At 70.3% G+C, this 17,056-nt stretch carries 14 protein-coding genes; 7 read left to right on the top strand and 7 right to left on the bottom strand.

All coding sequences use genetic code 11. The features are described from left to right. Positions 1-19: 19 nt before the first annotated feature. The 3 genes from ACFPIH_RS05875 to ACFPIH_RS05865 all read right to left on the bottom strand — a co-directional run bounded on the left by ACFPIH_RS05875 (position 20) and on the right by ACFPIH_RS05865 (position 3,245). Positions 20-841 carry an ABC transporter permease gene (locus ACFPIH_RS05875; RefSeq protein WP_381175318.1) on the bottom strand — a complete coding sequence of 274 codons (822 nt, stop codon included), beginning with the start codon at positions 839-841 and terminating at the stop codon, positions 20-22. A 64-nt stretch (positions 842-905) separates the two neighbouring features. Beyond that, positions 906-1,880 (bottom strand): ABC transporter ATP-binding protein, encoded by a 975-nt coding sequence (locus tag ACFPIH_RS05870; RefSeq protein ID WP_381175570.1) that lies wholly within the window; start codon positions 1,878-1,880, stop codon positions 906-908. 138 nt (positions 1,881-2,018) lie between these two features. Further along, on the bottom strand, positions 2,019-3,245 hold the full coding sequence (locus ACFPIH_RS05865) for an NYN domain-containing protein (RefSeq protein WP_381175320.1): 1,227 nt from the start codon (positions 3,243-3,245) through the stop codon (positions 2,019-2,021). A 224-nt stretch (positions 3,246-3,469) separates the two neighbouring features. Here ACFPIH_RS05865 and ACFPIH_RS05860 point away from each other — a divergent pair, with 224 nt between their 5' ends. Then, positions 3,470-3,643 carry a hypothetical protein gene (locus ACFPIH_RS05860; protein ID WP_381175322.1) on the top strand — a complete coding sequence of 58 codons (174 nt, stop codon included), beginning with the start codon at positions 3,470-3,472 and terminating at the stop codon, positions 3,641-3,643. Positions 3,644-3,739: 96 nt separating this feature from the next. Here the strand turns inward: ACFPIH_RS05860 and dnaE are convergent, their stop codons facing one another. Beyond that, complete coding sequence (dnaE, locus tag ACFPIH_RS05855) at positions 3,740-7,279, bottom strand: DNA polymerase III subunit alpha (RefSeq protein WP_381175324.1); 3,540 nt, start codon at positions 7,277-7,279, stop codon at positions 3,740-3,742. A 224-nt stretch (positions 7,280-7,503) separates the two neighbouring features. Here dnaE and ACFPIH_RS05850 point away from each other — a divergent pair, with 224 nt between their 5' ends. From ACFPIH_RS05850 to ACFPIH_RS05830, 5 genes are all read left to right on the top strand, one after another. Further along, positions 7,504-8,853 (top strand): DUF2252 domain-containing protein, encoded by a 1,350-nt coding sequence (locus ACFPIH_RS05850; RefSeq protein WP_381175326.1) that lies wholly within the window; start codon positions 7,504-7,506, stop codon positions 8,851-8,853. Between the two features lie 82 nt (positions 8,854-8,935). Next, positions 8,936-9,628, top strand: a complete 693-nt coding sequence (locus ACFPIH_RS05845) for a hypothetical protein (protein WP_381175329.1) — start codon at positions 8,936-8,938, stop codon at positions 9,626-9,628. A 104-nt stretch (positions 9,629-9,732) separates the two neighbouring features. Beyond that, entirely contained in the window at positions 9,733-10,542 is an 810-nt protein-coding gene (locus ACFPIH_RS05840; RefSeq protein WP_381175330.1) for a thioredoxin domain-containing protein, read from the top strand. A gap of 93 nt (positions 10,543-10,635) precedes the next feature. Continuing rightward, positions 10,636-12,318, top strand: a complete 1,683-nt coding sequence (locus ACFPIH_RS05835) for an alkaline phosphatase D family protein (protein ID WP_381175332.1) — start codon at positions 10,636-10,638, stop codon at positions 12,316-12,318. Between the two features lie 98 nt (positions 12,319-12,416). After that, positions 12,417-12,767 carry an SH3 domain-containing protein gene (locus tag ACFPIH_RS05830; RefSeq protein ID WP_381175334.1) on the top strand — a complete coding sequence of 117 codons (351 nt, stop codon included), beginning with the start codon at positions 12,417-12,419 and terminating at the stop codon, positions 12,765-12,767. A 39-nt stretch (positions 12,768-12,806) separates the two neighbouring features. On the opposite strand, the gene ACFPIH_RS05825 is transcribed toward ACFPIH_RS05830, so the two are convergent. Beyond that, positions 12,807-13,376: a dienelactone hydrolase family protein gene (locus ACFPIH_RS05825; RefSeq protein WP_381175337.1), complete on the bottom strand. Its 570-nt coding sequence runs from the start codon at positions 13,374-13,376 to the stop codon at positions 12,807-12,809. Between the two features lie 98 nt (positions 13,377-13,474). Here ACFPIH_RS05825 and ACFPIH_RS05820 point away from each other — a divergent pair, with 98 nt between their 5' ends. Further along, a complete protein-coding gene (locus tag ACFPIH_RS05820; protein WP_381175339.1) occupies positions 13,475-14,596 on the top strand; it encodes a mechanosensitive ion channel family protein in 1,122 nt (373 codons plus the stop codon). A 13-nt stretch (positions 14,597-14,609) separates the two neighbouring features. Here the strand turns inward: ACFPIH_RS05820 and ACFPIH_RS05815 are convergent, their stop codons facing one another. Next, the gene (locus ACFPIH_RS05815; RefSeq protein WP_381175341.1) at positions 14,610-15,350 is read right to left on the bottom strand and encodes an SDR family NAD(P)-dependent oxidoreductase; all 741 of its coding nucleotides are present in this window, start codon (positions 15,348-15,350) and stop codon (positions 14,610-14,612) included. Between the two features lie 99 nt (positions 15,351-15,449). Further along, positions 15,450-17,036, bottom strand: a complete 1,587-nt coding sequence (locus tag ACFPIH_RS05810; RefSeq protein WP_381175344.1) for a Na+/H+ antiporter — start codon at positions 17,034-17,036, stop codon at positions 15,450-15,452. Positions 17,037-17,056: the final 20 nt, after the last annotated feature.

Genomic DNA, 17,056 nt, shown 5'->3' with positions numbered 1-17,056 from the left:
GGCCCGGCTGCGCGGCGCGTCACCGGACGGCGGCCCGACGGTACGCCCAGGTCGCGACGGCCAGCGAAACGACGCCCACTCCCGCGCACACGGCGAGGTCACCGAGGACGAACGCCCAGTCGGGATCCGCCCCGAAGGTCCGCGCGAAGGCCTCGACGCCGTACGTCGACGGCAGCAGATCCCGCGTGAACCGCACCGATTCCGGCATCCGGTCCGGCGGCAGCACCCCCAGCAGCAGCGCCGCCGACATCCCGAGCTGCCCCAGCACGGTGGCCAGCTCCGGCCGTGGCGCGAGCAGCCCGAAGGCCGCCCCGAGCCCGGAGAGCGCGGCGCCCGCCAGCGGAATCACGAGGGCGAGCACCCACAGATGGGTCAGCGGCAGCCCGAAGAGCACACACCCGAACACGGCCGTCACCAGCGTGCCCGGCACCGTGAAGGACGCGTACGCCCCCGCGGCCCCCAGTACGACAGCCGCCGGCGGCACCGGCAGCGTCGCGTAGTGGTCGAGCCCCCCGCTGGCCCGCAGCTGCCCGAAGTACTGCGCGAGCAGATTCAGCGCGACGAAGGCGACGACCAGCACCGCCGACCCCGCGACCACCGCCTCCGCCTCGCGCCCGCCGTCCACGACTCCCCGCATCATGATCAGGATGCCGACCGACTGGAAGGTCGCGACGAAGAGCAGCGGGATCCGCGCCACCCGCGCCCGGGACAGCTGGGCCCGGTACACGGCCACGAGCGAAGGCCACAGCCGCGCGCGCGGCGCCAGCTCGGCGGGCTCGCGAACGGGCTCGGCGACGGCCCGGGCGCCGCCCGGCAGAACCTCGGCGGGTACGACACTCACGTGGCGTTGCTCCTCTTCCCTACGGTTCTCACACCGTCCCATACGGACCCGACGGCCGAGGCACTCACGTCCGCACCAGCCCCTGCCGCGCGGCCCCGCCCAGAGCCAGGTAGACGTCCTCCAGGCTGGGCGTGGCCAGGGTGAAGTCGTCGAGGGCGGCGAAGGCGGCGCCGCCGGTGACGGTGGCGACGATCGCGCGGGCCTCGTCGGGGCCGAGGCGCAGCGTCCAGCGGCGCCCGGACTCCACAGCGCGCTCCCGCAGCGCGGCGACCTCGGGGACGTCCAGCGGCGCCCGCTCGCGCCACACCAGCTCGACCCGGACCTCGCCGGCGACCTGCTCCTTGAGCCCGGCGGGTGTGTCGCAGGCGATGACGCGGCCCTTGTCGAGGACGGCGACCCGGTCGAGCACGGTCTCGGCCTCGATGACGTTGTGGGTGACCAGCAGAACGGTGGTCCCCCGCTCGGCCCGCCGCCGGTCCACGGCCGACCACACCGCGCGCCGCGCGACCGGGTCCATCCCGGTGGTCGGCTCGTCCAGGACCAGCAGCGGCCGTTCCCCGACCAGCGCGGTGGCGAAGCAGGCCAGCCTCCGCTGCCCGCCGGACAGCTTGCGCAGCGGCCGGCCGGCGAGCGGGGTGAGCCCCAGCTCGTCGAGGACGGCGTCCCGTTCCTTGCGCGCCAGCCGAACCTCGAGCCCGCGCAGTCGCGCGGTCGTCTCGGCGGCCAGCGACACCGTCAGCTCGTCGAGGGCGGTGGACTCCTGGCCGAGGTAGGCGAGGATCCGCGCGGCCCGTTCGGGATGGCGCACGATGTCGTGTCCGAGGATCTCCACACTGCCGGAGTCGGGCCGCATCAGCCCGGTCAACTGCCGGACGAGCGTGGACTTCCCGGCCCCGTTCGGCCCGAGCAGCCCGAAGATCTCTCCGCGCCGGATGTCCAGCCGTACGTCGTCGGTGGCGCGGACCTCGGGAGTCGCGGGGGTGCCACGGCGGCCCCGTACCGCCGGATAGGTCTTGGTCAGTCCGCGCACGGCACACACGACCTCGTCCCTGTGCCGGGTGGCCGGTGCCGCGCGCGTCTTCACAAAGGACGAGACTACGGGGTCGGGCGCCCCCGCTCGGCGCCGGGGCGTCCCGAGGGCCCGTCTCAGCCCGTCCCGGCCCCCTTCCGGTGCCCCTCAGTCCCCTGCGGGCGCGTGCTCCGCGGCCGTCCGTACGTCGATCTCCCGCCAGAAGCCCGCCCGGATGGCGTACCGGTCGTGTTCGTCGATCTGGTCGTCCTTGTGCGCGAGCAGTCCGAAGCGGGCCGCGTACCGCAGCAGCTCACCGTCGATGCGGTGCGGGATGCGCGGATACATGCCGGACAGCTTCTGCAGATGGCCCTGCTCCCCGAGCCGCCCCATCCACCGCCGTGCGAACACCTGTCCGACCTCGTACGGGTCGCCGCCGACGGTGGTGATGTCCTCCTCGCGGTCGGCCCACCGCTGCTCCGCCGTGGTCACCTGGGCGAGCGTCGGCATGGAGGCGACCTCGGCGGGCTCGGCGACCGCGCCGGGCCGGTCCACCCAGCCCTTGTCCGAGGACCAGCGCAGGGTGGCCGTGGCCGGATGCCGTTCGGGGTGGGCGCCGGAGGCCGCGCGCAGGGCGGCGAGGTCCTTGGGGGTGGGGACGCCGCCCTTGGGCGCGGCGACACGCTCCTGCGCGCCGTTCTCGGCTCCTCCCGCGGCGGAGGCGTGCTCGGCCTCCTCCTGCGGGCGTTCGGCGGCGGGGGCGAGCCCGGAGTCGGGCAGCGGCGCGGAGAGGATCGCGGCGATCTCGGGCCGGGGCACCGGCTGCGGCGCGCACACCCCGCCGAGATCCTTCGCGCGTACGGCCTTGGTGATCCACGTACGGTCCAGTACGCGCCGTTCGTCGGCCTCGGCAACGAGGTCCTCGGACTGGTTGTAGTCGCCGTCGGCGGCCTGGACGGCCCACAGGTGGACGGCGACGCCGTGTTCCTTGGCGGCCATCATGCCCGGCAGCAGATCGCCGTCGCCCGTCACCAGCACCACGTCCGAGCAGGCGCGGTTGCGGGCCAGCTCGGTCAGCTCGGCGTGCATGGCGGCGTCGACACCCTTCTGCGCCCAGCGGCCGTCGCTGCGGGTGAGCGCGCCGAGCCGGACGGTGACCCGGGACATCACGCGCAGCCTGCGGTGTTCGGGCTGGGGAACGCGGTCGGGGGCGCCGTCGAACCAGTAGATGCGCAGCAGGGGCCGTTCGGTGTCGGACTCGGCCTGTTCGCGCAACCCCTGGATCAGGGCGGCGTGGTCGACGGTGATCCGGGACCGCGAGGGCTCTCCGGCGAGGAGGCTCGCGGCGGCACCCAGCAGATACCCGGCGTCCACCAGGACGATGCAGCGGTCCACACGACTCACCCTCTTTCCGGGAGGTTTGCTTCGGGCTTCCTTCGAGTCTGCCCGACCACGCGGGGGTTAACGGCCCGAACTCGATCTTCGGCGTGGCGTTTGGCCCCGATGCGCTCCGACAACCCCTGTCACGGACGGTAATTATCCGAAATGCGCCTTAAGTCAGCGTATGTGAATCTGGTCGCGGACCTGGCCCCTACATCCCCCGCAGGAGGCAGATCACCATGGCCAAGAACAAGAAACAGGACCGAAGTCAGAAGCGCTCCTCGCAGGCCGAGCGTGGGCAGCAGCACGCCCAGCAGTCCTCGATGGAGCAGCAGGCCGAACAGCGCATCTCCCAGGTGACGCCGGCGGATGTCGCCCGCAAGGGCCGGCAGAAGCGGTTCGGCCACAACTGATCCCGCAACGGACAGCCGTATGCCGGGCTGTTGCAGCCCGGACGCACCGAGGGGCGCATCCCCAACCGGATGCGCCCCTCGCATGTGGTCGCTCTCTCAGCCCGCCAGACAGGACGGGCCGAGCAGCACCTTGAGGTCGCCGAAGAGCGCCGGGTCGGGCTTGACCCGGTGGCGGTCCAGGCGCAGGACGGTCGTCCTGGTCGGGCCCTGGAGCTTGATCCGGACCTCGCTGTCGCCCCGGTGGTGGGTGAGGATCTCGTTGAGACGGCTGACCATCGGCGGGGTGACCCGGGTGGCCGGGATGGTGAGGATCACCGGTGCGTTGGTGCCCGCGTTGGACAGGTCGGGTACCGCCAGCTCCATGGCGACGAGCCGGGGCACGTCCTCCCGCTTGTCGAGGCGGCCCTTGACGAACACCACGGCGTCCTCGACGAGTTGGGTCGAGATGAGCTGGTAGGTCGCCGGGAAGAACATGCACTCGATGGAACCCGCGAGATCCTCCACGGTCGCGATCGCCCAGGCGTTGCCCTGCTTGGTCATCTTGCGCTGGAGGCCGGAGATGATGCCGCCGATGGTGACGACCGCGCCGTCCGCGTGCTCGCCGCCGGTGAGCTGGGCGATGCCCGCGTCGGCCTTGTCGGACAGCACGTGCTCCAGGCCGAACAACGGGTGGTCGGAGACGTACAGACCGAGCATCTCGCGCTCCTGGGCGAGCAGATAGGTCTTCTCCCACTCGTCGTCGGTGAAGACGACGTCGAGGCCGAAGCCGGGCTCGCTGGTCTCCTCCTCGCCCATGCCGCCGAAGAGGTCGAACTGTCCCTCGGCCTCCTTGCGCTTGACCGCCACCACGTTGTCGATCATCGGCTCGAACTGGGCGGTGAGGCCCTTGCGGGTGTGCCCCATCGTGTCGAACGCGCCCGCCTTGATCAGCGATTCCGTGGTGCGCTTGTTGCAGGCGACCGCCTCGACCTTGTCGAGGTAGTCGGGGAAGGAGGCGTACTTCCCCTTGGCCTTGCGGCTCTTGATGATCGACTCGACCACGTTGGTGCCGACGTTGCGGACGGCCTCGAGCCCGAAGAGGATGACGTCGTCGCCCTGGGCGGCGAAGTTGTGCACCGACTCGTTGACGTTCGGCGGGAGCACCTTGATGCGCATGCGCCGGCACTCGTTCAGATAGATCGCGGACTTGTCCTTGTCGTCCTTGACCGAGGTGAGCAGCGCGGCCATGTACTCGGCCGGGTAGTTCGCCTTGAGGTAGGCGGTCCAGTACGAGACCAGTCCGTACGCGGCGGAGTGCGCCTTGTTGAAGGCGTAGCCGGCGAACGGGACCAGGACGTCCCACAGGCCCTGGATGGCTTCGTCGCTGTAGCCCTTGTCCCGGGCGCCCTTCTGGAAGAGGACGAAGTTCTTCGCCAGCTCGTCGGGCTTCTTCTTGCCCATCACGCGGCGCAGGATGTCGGCCTCGCCCAGCGAGTAGCCGGCGATGATCTGGGCGGCCTTCTGCACCTGCTCCTGGTAGACGATCAGGCCGTAGGTGACCGCGAGGACCTCTTGGAGGGGCTCCTCCAGCTCCTTGTGGATCGGGGTGATCTCCTGGAGCTTGTTCTTGCGCAGCGCGTAGTTGGTGTGCGAGTCCATGCCCATCGGGCCGGGACGGTAGAGCGCGGAGACGGCGGAGATGTCCTCGAAGTTGTCGGGCTTCATCAGGCGCAGCAGCGAGCGCATGGGGCCGCCGTCGAACTGGAAGACGCCGAGGGTGTCGCCGCGCTGGAGCAGTTCGAAGGTCGTCGGATCGTCGAGCGGGAGGGCCAGCAGGTCGAGGTCGACGCCTTTGTTGGACTTCACCATCTTGACGGCGTCGTCCATGATCGTCAGGTTGCGCAGGCCCAGGAAGTCCATCTTGAGCAGGCCGAGCGACTCGCACTGCGGGTAGTCCCACTGGGTGATGGTCACGCCGTCGGTGTGCCGCACCCAGATCGGGGCGTGGTCGACGATGGGCTCACTGGACATGATCACGCCGGCCGCGTGCACGCCCATCTGCCGTACCAGGCCCTCGACGCCCTTGGCGGTGTCGATGACCTTCTTGACGTCCGGCTCGTTCTCGTACATCGCGCGGATCTCGCCGGCCTCGCTGTAGCGCGGGTGCGAGGGGTCGGTGATGCCGTTGAGGTCGATGCCCTTGCCGAGGACGTCGGCGGGCATCGCCTTGGTGAGGCGGTCGCCCATCGCGTACGGGTAGCCCAGCACGCGCGCGGAGTCCTTGATGGCGTTCTTCGCCTTGATCTTTCCGTACGTGCCGATCATGGCGACCTTGTCGGCGCCGTACTTCTCCGTCACGTAGCGGATCACCTCGACGCGCCGGCGCTCGTCGAAGTCGATGTCGACATCGGGCATGGAGACGCGCTCGGGGTTGAGGAACCGCTCGAAGATCAGGCCGTGCGGGATCGGGTCGAGGTCGGTGATGCCCATGGCGTAGGCGACGATCGAACCGGCCGCGGAGCCTCGGCCCGGGCCGACCGCGATGCCCTGCTTCTTGGCCCACATGATGAAGTCGGCGACGACCAGGAAGTACCCCGGGAACCCCATCTGGATGATGACGTCCATCTCGTACTCGACCTGCTTCTGCCGGTCGTCCGGAATGCCGCCGGGGAAGCGGCGCTCCATGCCCAGACGCACCTCCTCCTTGAACCAGGTGACCTCCGTGAACCCCTCGGGGATGTCGAACTTCGGCATGAGGTTCTTCGCCTCGAACATGCCGGAGGTGTCGATCTGCTCGGCCACCAGGAGGGTGTTGGCGCACCCCTCCTGCCAGGCGTCCGAGGAGTCGACGGCGTACATCTCGTCCGTGGACTTCAGGTAGTAGCCGGTGCCGTCGAAGCGGAAGCGGTCGGGGTCGGAGAGGTTCTTGCCGGTCTGGATGCACAGCAGGGCGTCGTGGGCGGTCGCCTCGTGCGCGTACGTGTAGTGCGAGTCGTTCGTCACCAGCGGCGGGATGCCGAGCTTCTTGCCGATCTCCAGGAGGCCTTCGCGGACCCGGCTCTCGATCTCGATGCCGTGGTCCATCAGCTCCAGGAAGTAGCGGTCCTTGCCGAAGATGTCCTGGTAGTCGGCGGCCGCCTTGAGGGCCTCCTCCTTCTGACCGAGGCGCAGCCGGGTCTGGAGCTCGCCGGAGGGGCAGCCGGTGGAGGCGATGAGCCCCTCGGACCACTGGGCGATGGTCTCCTTGTCCATCCGCGGCCACTTCTGCAGCCAGCCCTCGGCGTAGGCGTCCGAGGACAGCCGGAAGAGGTTGTGCAGACCGGTCGCGTTGGCGGCCCAGATCGTCTTGTGGGTGTAACCGCCCGAACCGGAGACGTCGTCGCGCTTCTGGTGCGGCTGGCCCCACTGGATCTTGCGCTTGTTGCGCCGGGACTCGGGGGCGACGTACGCCTCGATCCCGATGATCGGCGTGACCCCCGCCTTCTTCGCGGTGTGGAAGAAGTCGTACGCCCCGTGCAGGTTGCCGTGGTCGGACATCGCGATGTGGGTCATGCCCATCTCGTTGCACGCGTTGAACATGTCCTTCAGCCGCGCGGCACCGTCCAGCAGGGAGTACTGGGTGTGGACGTGCAGGTGCGTGAACGGCGGCTTTGACACGGCTCGGCCTCCAAGGGGCAGATGCTGCGGCGCGGAGCGCCTCGTTGAGGGGCGGTGGTCGGGCGACGGGTGGGCGCTCGACGACAGGCTGCGGACAGTCTGGGGGGACAGCGTCGAAGTCTATGCCTCGCGACTGACAATCACCGGGCACTCCCGCGTACCTTCGTGCGTTGGAGACGGCAGAGACGCTGTCGTCCACGCACTGCACCAGGAGGCACCCAGCGATGTCGGTTCCGCAGCTCGACGACGAGCACCGCGGCGAGGAGATCCTCGCCGTCTTCGACACCGCCTTCGGCGAGCTCCTGGCCGCCGACCCGGCCGCGTTCCGCGTGAAGTTCCGCAAGATGGCGGCGTCCGCGTTCGCGTTCTACCGGGGCACGGCGTGCCTCTTCTACCACGATGTCGACGCGGAGAACGCCGGGCGGGGTGGTGGGAACATACGCAGTGGACCGTTCCTGGACGACCGCACCTCGCGCGTGTGGATCCACGGCGACCTGCACGCGGAGAACTTCGGCACGTACATGGACTCCAACGGCCGGCTGATCTTCAACGTCAACGACTTCGACGAGGCGTACGTCGGCCCGTTCACCTGGGACCTCAAGCGGTTCTCGGCCTCCATCGCCCTGGTCGGGTACGCGAAGGCGCTCGGCGACGAACAGATCTCCGAGCTGGTGCGGGTGTACGCGGGCGCGTACCGCGAGCGGGTGCACGCGCTGGCCACCGGCGCCAAGAGCGACGAGGTGCCGCCGTTCACCCTGGACACCGCCCAGGGCCCGCTCCTGGACGCGCTGCGCGACGCCCGCTCCCTCACCCGCTTCGGCCTGCTGGACTCCATGACGGAGATCCGTGACTTCGAGCGCCGGTTCGCCCCCGGCGGCGGCTCCATCGAGCTGGACGCGGCGACCCGCTACAAGGTGCTCGCGGCCTTCGACGGCTATCTGGAGACGCTGCCGGAGACCTCCCTGGCCCGCCCCGACTCCTACCGCGTGAAGGACGTCGTCGGGCGCCGTGGGATCGGTATCGGCTCGGCGGGGCTGCCGTCGTACAACATCCTCCTGGAGGGCCACAGCGACGCCCTGGAGAACGACGTCGTGATCTACGTCAAGCAGGCCCAGACCCCGGCCGTCTCCCGGCACATCACCGACCCTGCGATCCGCGACTACTTCCAGCACGAGGGCCACCGCACGGTGATCTCCCAGCGCGCGCTCCAGCAGCACGCCGACCCGTGGCTGGGCTGGACCGAGCTGGGCGGCACCGGACAGCTGGTCGCCGAGGTCTCGCCGTACGCGGTCGACCTGGACTGGGGCGACATCGACGACCCGGAGGAGATCGCGGGCGTCGTCGCCGACCTGGGCCGCGCGACGGCCACCATGCACGCGGCGGCGGACGACACCTCCGGCGAGTCGCTGGTGCCGTTCTCCACCGAGCGCGCCATCGACGCGGCCATCGCGGCCGACGAGGAGGGCTTCGCGCCCCTGCTGGTGGACTTCGCGCACAGCTACGGCGCACGCGCGCGTGCCGACCACCAGATCTTCGTCGACCTGTTCCGCAACGGCCGGATTCCGGGTCTTTAGATTCCGGGTCTCTAACGGTCCGCTTTCCACAGGGTCCCTTTAGGGGTCCCCTACAGGAGCGCGTGACACACTCTCTGCTGCTATGGACATATCCGGGACCCGACTCAGAGCCGTACGCGCGGCGCTGTTCACGGCGGTCGTCGTGACGCTCAGCACCGCGTCGCACGTCCTGCTGTCCCGGGTCCCGCTGCCGCTCAACACGGTGGCCGTCGTCGCGGTCGCCGTGTTCGGCCTCGCCTACGCCCTCGCGGGCCGTGAGCGCGGCTTCGGGCGGATCGCCGCCCTGCTGATCCCGCTGGAGCTGGCGGCCGACACGGTCTTCACCACCGGCCAGCACGTCTGCTACGGCCGCGCGGGCGGCCCGGTCGCCGGTCCTCTGGCCTCGGTCGGCTGGGACGTCCTGTGCGGCGACGGCACCCGCGTCGGCACCCCCCTGACCCAGGTCACCGGGACCGACCCCGACCGGCTCGGCGGGGTTCTCGCCCACGCCGACCCGGTCACGGCCTGGCTGCTGCTCGCCGCGCATGTCTGCGTCGGCCTGATCGCGGCGGCCTGGCTGCGCCGCGGCGAGCGGGCACTGGCCCAGCTGCTGCGGGCGGCCGGCGCGACCACCTTCCGGCCACTGCTCCTCGCGGTCGCCGCCGTGACCGTACAACGCGCCCCGGCGGCCCGCCGCCTGCCGCGGCCCACGCACCGTACGGCCACCGCCCGGGACCGGATCCTCGTGCACTCACTGGGCCGTCGCGGACCACCGCGCTCGGTCGCCGCGGTCTGACCACAGACCGGCGCACCTGAGCACGCCTCGGGTCCCCACCCAGTCCCACACGAACACGAACTTCCGCGTACCCATGTACGCGCGTCCCCTTTTTGGAGAACACCATGAGCAAGCGAAACAGCGCTGCGGCGAAGACGGCGGCCCGGGAGCGGCTGCGCGTCGAGCGCGAGAAGCAGGCCAAGCGGGCCAAGGTCAAGCGGCAGGTCATCGTCGCGTGCTCGGTCGTCGGCGTGCTCGCCGCGGCGGGCGGCATAGGTTACGCCGTCGTCCAGGGCAACAAGCCCGGTCACTGGGAGGCCGTGAAGGACGAGAAGGTCGTCGCTCCCGCCAACACCACAGGCACCGACGGCACCACCGTCGTCATCGGCAAGAGCAGCGCGAAGAAGACCCTCAAGATCTACGAGGACCCGCGCTGTCCCGTGTGCGCGCAGTTCGAGCAGACCGTCGGTTCGACCCTGAAGAAGGACATCGACGACGGCAAGTTCAAGTTCCAGTACGTCGGCGCCACGTTCATCGACAACAAGGACAACGGCGAGGGCTCCAAGAACGCGCTGAGCGCCCTGGGCGCCGCGCTGAACGTCAGTGACGAGGCGTTCATGGAGTACAAGACCGCGCTGTACTCGGCGAAGTGGCACCCGGACGAGACGACCGACAAATTCAAGGACGACGCCTACCTCATCAAGGTCGCGGACACCGTCTCCGCGCTGAAGGGCAACACGAAGTTCCAGGACGCCGTCAAGAACGGCACCTACGACGCCTGGGCGATGGCCATGTCGAAGACCTTCGACGACAACAAGGAGGGCGTGAACGGCACTCCGGGCTTCGTCATGGACGGCAAGCAGCTCAACGGTGGCACCCCGCTGCTGACGGTGGTCGACTTCGACAAGGTGGTGGGCGAGGCTCTCAAGGGCTGACGGCTCCTCGGGAACCGACTGCCGAGCGAAGGGCGGGCGAACATTTCACGTTCGCCCGCCCTTTCGCCTTACTGGTCAGTAATCTCTTCGCCCGTGACCAGTCGATACAGATCGTCCGAGAGCGCCGGCTCCTCCTCCGAGCGCCCCAACTCGCTGTCGCCGCGCCGCCGTACGGCGCTCAAGGCCGCAGCTGCCACCGCCGTGCTGGCCGGCCCGCTGGCCGCCGCGATACCGGCCCGTGCCGCCGCCGAGGCCCCCGCCTTCCTGCACGGTCTCGCCTCCGGCGACCCGCTGCCCGACGGCGTCCTGCTGTGGACCCGGGTGACGCCGACCGCCGAGGCGGTGCCCGGCTCCGGGCTCGGCCCCGACACCGAGGTCGGCTGGGTCGTCGCCACCGACAAGGCCCTGACGAACGTCGTCAGCCGTGGCTCCACCACCGCGACCGCCGCCTCCGACCACACCGTCAAGGCGGACATCCGCGGCCTGGCCCCGGCCACCGACTACTTCTTCCGTTTCTCGGCGGGCGGCACCGACTCCCCGGTGGCGCGCACCCGCACCGCGCCGGCGGCGGACGCGCCGGTCGCCGGCCTGCGCTTCGGCGTGGTCTCCTGCGCCAACTGGGAGGCCGGCTACTTCTCCTCGTACCGCCACCTCGCGGCCCGCGGCGACCTGGACGCCTGGCTGCACCTCGGCGACTACATCTACGAGTACGGCACCGGCGAGTACGGCACGCGCGGAACCGTCGTACGGCAGACCGCGCCCGCCCACGAGATCGTCACCCTCGCCGACTACCGCGCCCGGCACGGCAAGTACAAGACCGACCCGGATCTGCGGGCCCTGCACGCCAAGGCGCCGGTCGTGGCGATCTGGGACGACCACGAGTTCGCCAACGACAGCTGGTCGGGCGGAGCGGAGAACCACACGGAGGGCGCCGAGGGCGCCTGGACGGCACGTCAGGCCGCCGCCAAGCAGGCCTACTTCGAGTGGATGCCGGTCCGCCCGGCCATCGCCGGCACCACCTACCGCCGGCTGCGCTTCGGCAAGCTCGCCGATCTCTCCCTGCTCGACCTGCGCTCCTTCCGCTCGCAGCAGGTCGCGGTAGGCAACGGCTCGGTCGACGACCCGGACCGTACGATCACCGGCCGCGCCCAGCTCGACTGGCTGAAGGCCGGGCTGAAGGCGTCCGACACCACCTGGCGGCTGGTCGGCAACTCGGTGATGATCTCGCCGTTCGTCATCGGCTCGCTCTCCGCGGACCTGTTCAAGCCGCTCGCCAAGCTGCTCGGCCTGCCCCAGGACGGCCTGGGTCTCAACACCGACCAGTGGGACGGCTACACCGACGACCGCCGCGAGCTGCTGGCCCATCTGCGCTCCAACGCCATCGGAAACACCGTGTTCCTCACCGGTGACATCCACATGGCGTGGGCCAACGACGTGCCCGTGGACGCCGGGACCTACCCGCTGTCGGCCTCGGCCGCCACCGAGTTCGTGGTCACCTCGGTGACCTCCGACAACCTCGACGACATCGTGAAGGTCCCCGAGGGCACCCTGACCGCGATCGCCTCCCCGATCATCAGGGCCGCAAACCGGCACGTCCAGTTCGTCGACACCGACCGCCACGGCTACGGCGTCCTGGACATCACCGCCGAGCGCGCGCAGATGGACTACTACGTCCTGTCCGACAAGACCAGCGCCACCGCGACCTCCTCCTGGTCCCGCTCGTACCGCACCCGCACCGGCACCCAGAAGGTCGAGCGGACGTACGACCCGGTGTAGGAAAAATGCCGGGCACGACCGAAAAGATCTTGCTAACGTCACGGACTTGTCGGATCGTCACACCGGCGATCCGTCAGTTTCGTCACGATTGGAGTCACATGGCCACCCCCCAAAGTGTCCTGACGAAGACCGCGGTGCTCGGCGCCGCACTGGCGCTCGCCGGACTCACCGCCACATCCGCCGAGGCGCAGGAAGCCACCGCGGCGGCCCCGGCGTTCGTCAACCTGACCACAGCCGAGAGCTCTCCCATATATTCCCAGCCCTCCTCCTCCTCGACGAGGTACCGCACGGAGCCGCGGGGCACGACCCTGCGGATCCAGTGCTCGACCACCAAGACCCCCTCGGGGAACCTGTGGTACCGGATCTACGACTCCCAGCCGACGGCCTGGGTGTGGTCCGGCCACTTCCCGTCGCAGGTGAACCGGCCCAAGGAGTGCTTCCCGGGCTAGGAGTGACTGACGCTCCGCATCGCCGGTAGCGGCGTACCGCTACAGCGTCTCGAGGAAGCCGAGCGCCACCCGCCAGGTGGCCTCGGCTGCCTCCGCGTCGTAGTCGTCCAGGTCCGGGTCGGTGTACAGGTGCCCCGCGCCCGCGTACCGGTAGATCTCCACGTCCGCGCCCGCCCGGCCCATCTGGAGATACCAGGAGTTCAGCCACTCGTCGGTCTCGAACGGGTCCGGCTCGGCCACGTGCAGCTGCACCGGCAGCTCGTCCACCGAGACGCCCGGCGCGAGATCCGACGTGCCGTGCAGAAGCAGCAGTCCGCGTGCCGTCCCGTCGCCGAGGGCGAGGGTCTGCGCGACCGACGCGCCCAGCGAGAACCCGGCGTACACCAGCCCTCTCTCCGAGTAGGGCGCGGCGGCCAGTACGGCTCTCCTCAGCAGCTCCTCCTTGCCGAGTTCCTCCTTGTAGGCCATGCCCTCCTCGTCCGTGTCGAAGGTGCGCCCCTCGAAGAGGTCCGGGGTCCGCACCTCGTGCCCGGCGGCACGCAGCCGGTCCGCCGCAGCGCGCACCGCGGGCCTGAGGCCATAGGTCGAGTGAAAGAGCATGATGTTCATGCGCCCATGGTGCCAGCCTGCACTGACAACGCCGCGCGCACGCTTCTGCACAGAAGTCACATGTTCAAGCCCCCTCCCGCCCGGTTACGTTCGAGGACATGGAGAACCTGCTCCGCCCCGTGATCGTGGTCGGCGGCTCGGTCGTACTGACGCTGCTCATCGGCTGGGCCACCGACCTGCTGCTGCGCAAGGCCGACGCCCGGCACAGCGAGACGCCCCTGTGGGGTCTGCTGCGCCGCGCCCGGATCCCCTACCAGCTGATGCTGTGCGCGGCGCTGCTGAGAGGGTCCTACGACCAGGCGCAACTCCTCGACGACCACAAGGTCGGCATCGGCCGGACCCTCACCCTGGTGCTGATCGGCTCGGCGGCCTGGATGGTGATCGCGATCACGGCAGCGGTGGTGGAGACGTCGTACTCCCGCTACGCGCGCGCCCACCGCGATCCGGCCCGGGTGCGCCGGGTGCGGACCCAGGTGTCGCTGATCATGCGGGTGGTGTCGGCCGTCGTCGGGGTGATGGCGGTGTCGGCGATGCTGCTGACCTTCCCCGCGATGCGGGCGGCCGGCGCCTCGCTGCTGGCCTCGGCCGGAATCCTCGGCATCGTCGCCGGTGTGGCCGCCCAGTCGACGCTGGCCAACCTGTTCGCCGGGCTGCAGATCGCCTTCGGCGACATGGTGCGCATCGGCGACACGGTCGTGGTGGACGGCGAGTGGGGAACCGTCGAGGAGATCACCCTGACCTTTCTGACGGTCAGGACCTGGGACGAGCGACGGATCACCATGCCGGTGTCGTACTTCACCTCGAAGCCGTTCGAGAACTGGTCGCGCGGCACCCCGCAGATGACCGGGATCGTCTATCTGCACGTGGACCACACCGCCCCGCTGGACGCGATGCGCGAGAAGCTGCGCGACATCCTGCGCGAGTGCCCGGCCTGGGACGGGCGGGCCAGCGGTCTGGACGTCACCGACACCACCCCCAACACCATGGAGGTGCGGGCCCTGGTCACGGCGAAGGACGCCGACGACATCTGGAAGGTCCGGGTCACGGTCCGCGAGGAGATGATCCGCTGGCTGAGCCGGGAGCACCCCTACGCGCTCCCGCGCGTCAACACGGCGGACGCGACCCCGGCGCCGGGTCTGCTCCCGCACCAGTCCTCGTCCTCCGCCTCGCCCGACGGCGTGCCCCGCCGCGCCCACGAGCCGCCGAACTCCGGCCGCTGACCACCGCTGTCCCTCAGTTGCCGCGCTCGGCGCCGCCGTTGACCTGGACGACCTGCGAGGTGATGTGTCCGGCGCCGGGCGAGGCGAGCCAGTGCAGCGTGGCGGCGATGTCACCGGGCGTCCCGGCGCGCCCGGTGAGGGTCTCGCCGATCAGCCGCTCGCGCCGGGCGGGGTCGATGGCCTCCCCGAAGAACCCGGTGTCCTCGACATACCCGGGCGCGACGACGTTCGCGGTGATCCCGCGCGGCCCCAACTCCCGCGCGAGATCACGGGCGTACGGGTGCAGCGCGGCCTTCGCGCCGGCGTACGCCCCGCTGCCCGACCCCCGGTAGGCGGCGATGGAGCTGACGAACAGCACCCGCCCGCCCGGTGAGGCGAGCCGGTCCTTCAGCGCCTCGGTGAGAAGGGCGGCGGAGAGGACGTTGTTCCGGAAGTTCACGGTCCAGTTGTGCGCGACCCGGTCGAGCGGATCGTCGCTCCCGGCCGGCGGCTCGAGATGCCCGGCTCCACCGGCGCTGTGGATCAGCACATCGACGGTCCCGAACTCCTCCGCGACGAACCGGGCGACGTCACGCACCGTCTCGACATCACCCAGATCCCCGGCAAAGCTGAGCGCCCCCTCGACCCCGGCCTTCTCCAGCACCTCGCCCCGCCGCCCGAGCAGCAGCACCCGCTCCCCGTCGGCGGCGAACGCATGCGCCGCAGCAAGCCCGATCCCCGTACCACCACCGCTGATCACCACATTGCGAGCCATGGCCCGATCCTACGAACGATCAGCCGCCGGCGGCGAGAAACCACAGCAGGTCGGCCAACCCTTCATCCCGCTGCAATCCGGCGGTGCGCGGGTGGGAGATCACCGAAGGCTGCGCACATCCAACTGCCGCAGCACCCGGTCCACCACCTCAGGATTCGCCCCCTCCTCGCTCCGCGCCGCCACCACCTCGTGCCGAGCCGCGCTCAGCATCTCGCCCTGAATCCGCCGCACCCGCTTCAGCCTCCGCACCCGCCGCTCATGCCCCTCCCGCCGCTCGTCCTCATGAATCTCGGGACTGATCCGCAGCCCGATCTCGAAGGCCCGCCGCAGCATCTGCTCGCTCAGCTCCTCCGACAGTTCCTCCGTCTCCTGGATCTCCCGCAGTCTCCGCTTCGCCGCCTTGGCGGCCCGCACCGCCAGCTCCCGCTCGAACTCCTTCTCCCGCTCGCTGTCCGCCCGCACCCCCAGCCGCTTCACCAGCCACGGCAGCGTCAGCCCCTGCACCAGCAGCGTCACCATGATCACCCCGAACGCGATGAAGACGATCTCGTCCCGGTCGGGAAACGGATCCCCCGCGTCCGTCTCCAGCGGGATCGCCAGCGCCAGCGCCACCGACGCCACTCCCCGCATCCCCGCCCACCACATGATCACGGTCTCCCGCCAGCCCATCGGGATGTCCTCGTCGTAGTTCCGCCGCGCGTGCAGCCGTTTCGTCAGCCAGGTCGCGGGGAGCAGCCACACCAGCCGTACGACGATCACCACGGCCACCACGATTCCGGCCCAGCCGAGCATCTCGCCCCACCGCCCGGACGCCGTACGGATCGCGTTGTGCAGTTCGAGGCCGATGAGCCCGAACGCGACCCCCGTCACCAGGGTGTCGACGATGTCCCAGAAGGCGTGCCCGGCGAGCCGGGTCAGTACGTCGTCGGGGTCGGTGGCGTACTCGGCGAGGAACAGCGCGCAGGTCAGCACGGCGAGCACTCCGGAGCCGTGCAGCTCCTCGGCGAGCACGTACGCCGCGTACGGCACCAGCAGGGTGAGACTGATCTGCAGGGTCGAGTCCCCGAGCAGATCGAGCAGCTTGTTGGTGCCCCACCCGAGCCCGACCCCGACGGCGACGGCGACCACGGCGGACAGCACCAGTTGGAGCGCGGCCCTGCCGGCCGTGAACTCACCGCTGACGGCGGCGGCGATCGCCACGTGGTAGAGCACGATGGCCGTGACGTCGTTGAAGAGCCCCTCGCCCTCCAGGATGGAGACGAGCCGGCGGGGCAGCCCGAGCTGCCCGGCGACGGCGGTCGCGGCCACCGGGTCGGGCGGCGCGACGAGCGCGCCCAGCGCGACGGCCGCCGCGACCGGCAGCCCGGGCACCACCACGTGGGCGACGGCGGCCACACAGACCGTGGTGACGAACACCAGCGCCACGGCGAGCAGGAAGATCGGCCGTTTGTTGGCGGTGAACTGCCGCCACGAGGTGCGCCGTACGGCCGCGTACAGCAGGGGCGGCAGCAACAGGGGCAGGATCAGGTCGGGCGGGATGTCCACGTTGGGCACGAAGTCGAGAACCGCGAGGACGATCCCGAGCAGGGTCATCAGCACCGGCGACGGCAGCCCGAAGCGGTCCCCGATCGGGACACTCACCACGGCCCCGAGCAACAGCACGAACAGCAGGGCCAACTGGTCCACGGGGGGCGCTCCGGGCGTCT

Source organism: Streptomyces vulcanius, from assembly GCF_042653945.1.
Taxonomy (GTDB): domain Bacteria; phylum Actinomycetota; class Actinomycetes; order Streptomycetales; family Streptomycetaceae; genus Streptomyces; species Streptomyces mangrovi.
This window is presented reverse-complemented; position numbering and strand designations above follow the sequence as displayed.

What these genes read in the sequence shown, in the direction of transcription:
- ACFPIH_RS05860 (WP_381175322.1), top strand. Translation starts at nt 3,470, where the DNA reads ATGGCCAAGAACAAGAAACAGGACCGAAGTCAGAAGCGCTCCTCGCAG.
- ACFPIH_RS05845 (WP_381175329.1), top strand. Translation starts at nt 8,936, where the DNA reads ATGGACATATCCGGGACCCGACTCAGAGCCGTACGCGCGGCGCTGTTC.
- ACFPIH_RS05815 (WP_381175341.1), bottom strand. Translation starts at nt 15,350, where the DNA reads ATGGCTCGCAATGTGGTGATCAGCGGTGGTGGTACGGGGATCGGGCTT.
- ACFPIH_RS05830 (WP_381175334.1), top strand. Translation starts at nt 12,417, where the DNA reads ATGGCCACCCCCCAAAGTGTCCTGACGAAGACCGCGGTGCTCGGCGCC.
- ACFPIH_RS05850 (WP_381175326.1), top strand. Translation starts at nt 7,504, where the DNA reads ATGTCGGTTCCGCAGCTCGACGACGAGCACCGCGGCGAGGAGATCCTC.
- ACFPIH_RS05820 (WP_381175339.1), top strand. Translation starts at nt 13,475, where the DNA reads ATGGAGAACCTGCTCCGCCCCGTGATCGTGGTCGGCGGCTCGGTCGTA.
- ACFPIH_RS05840 (WP_381175330.1), top strand. Translation starts at nt 9,733, where the DNA reads ATGAGCAAGCGAAACAGCGCTGCGGCGAAGACGGCGGCCCGGGAGCGG.
- ACFPIH_RS05825 (WP_381175337.1), bottom strand. Translation starts at nt 13,376, where the DNA reads ATGAACATCATGCTCTTTCACTCGACCTATGGCCTCAGGCCCGCGGTG.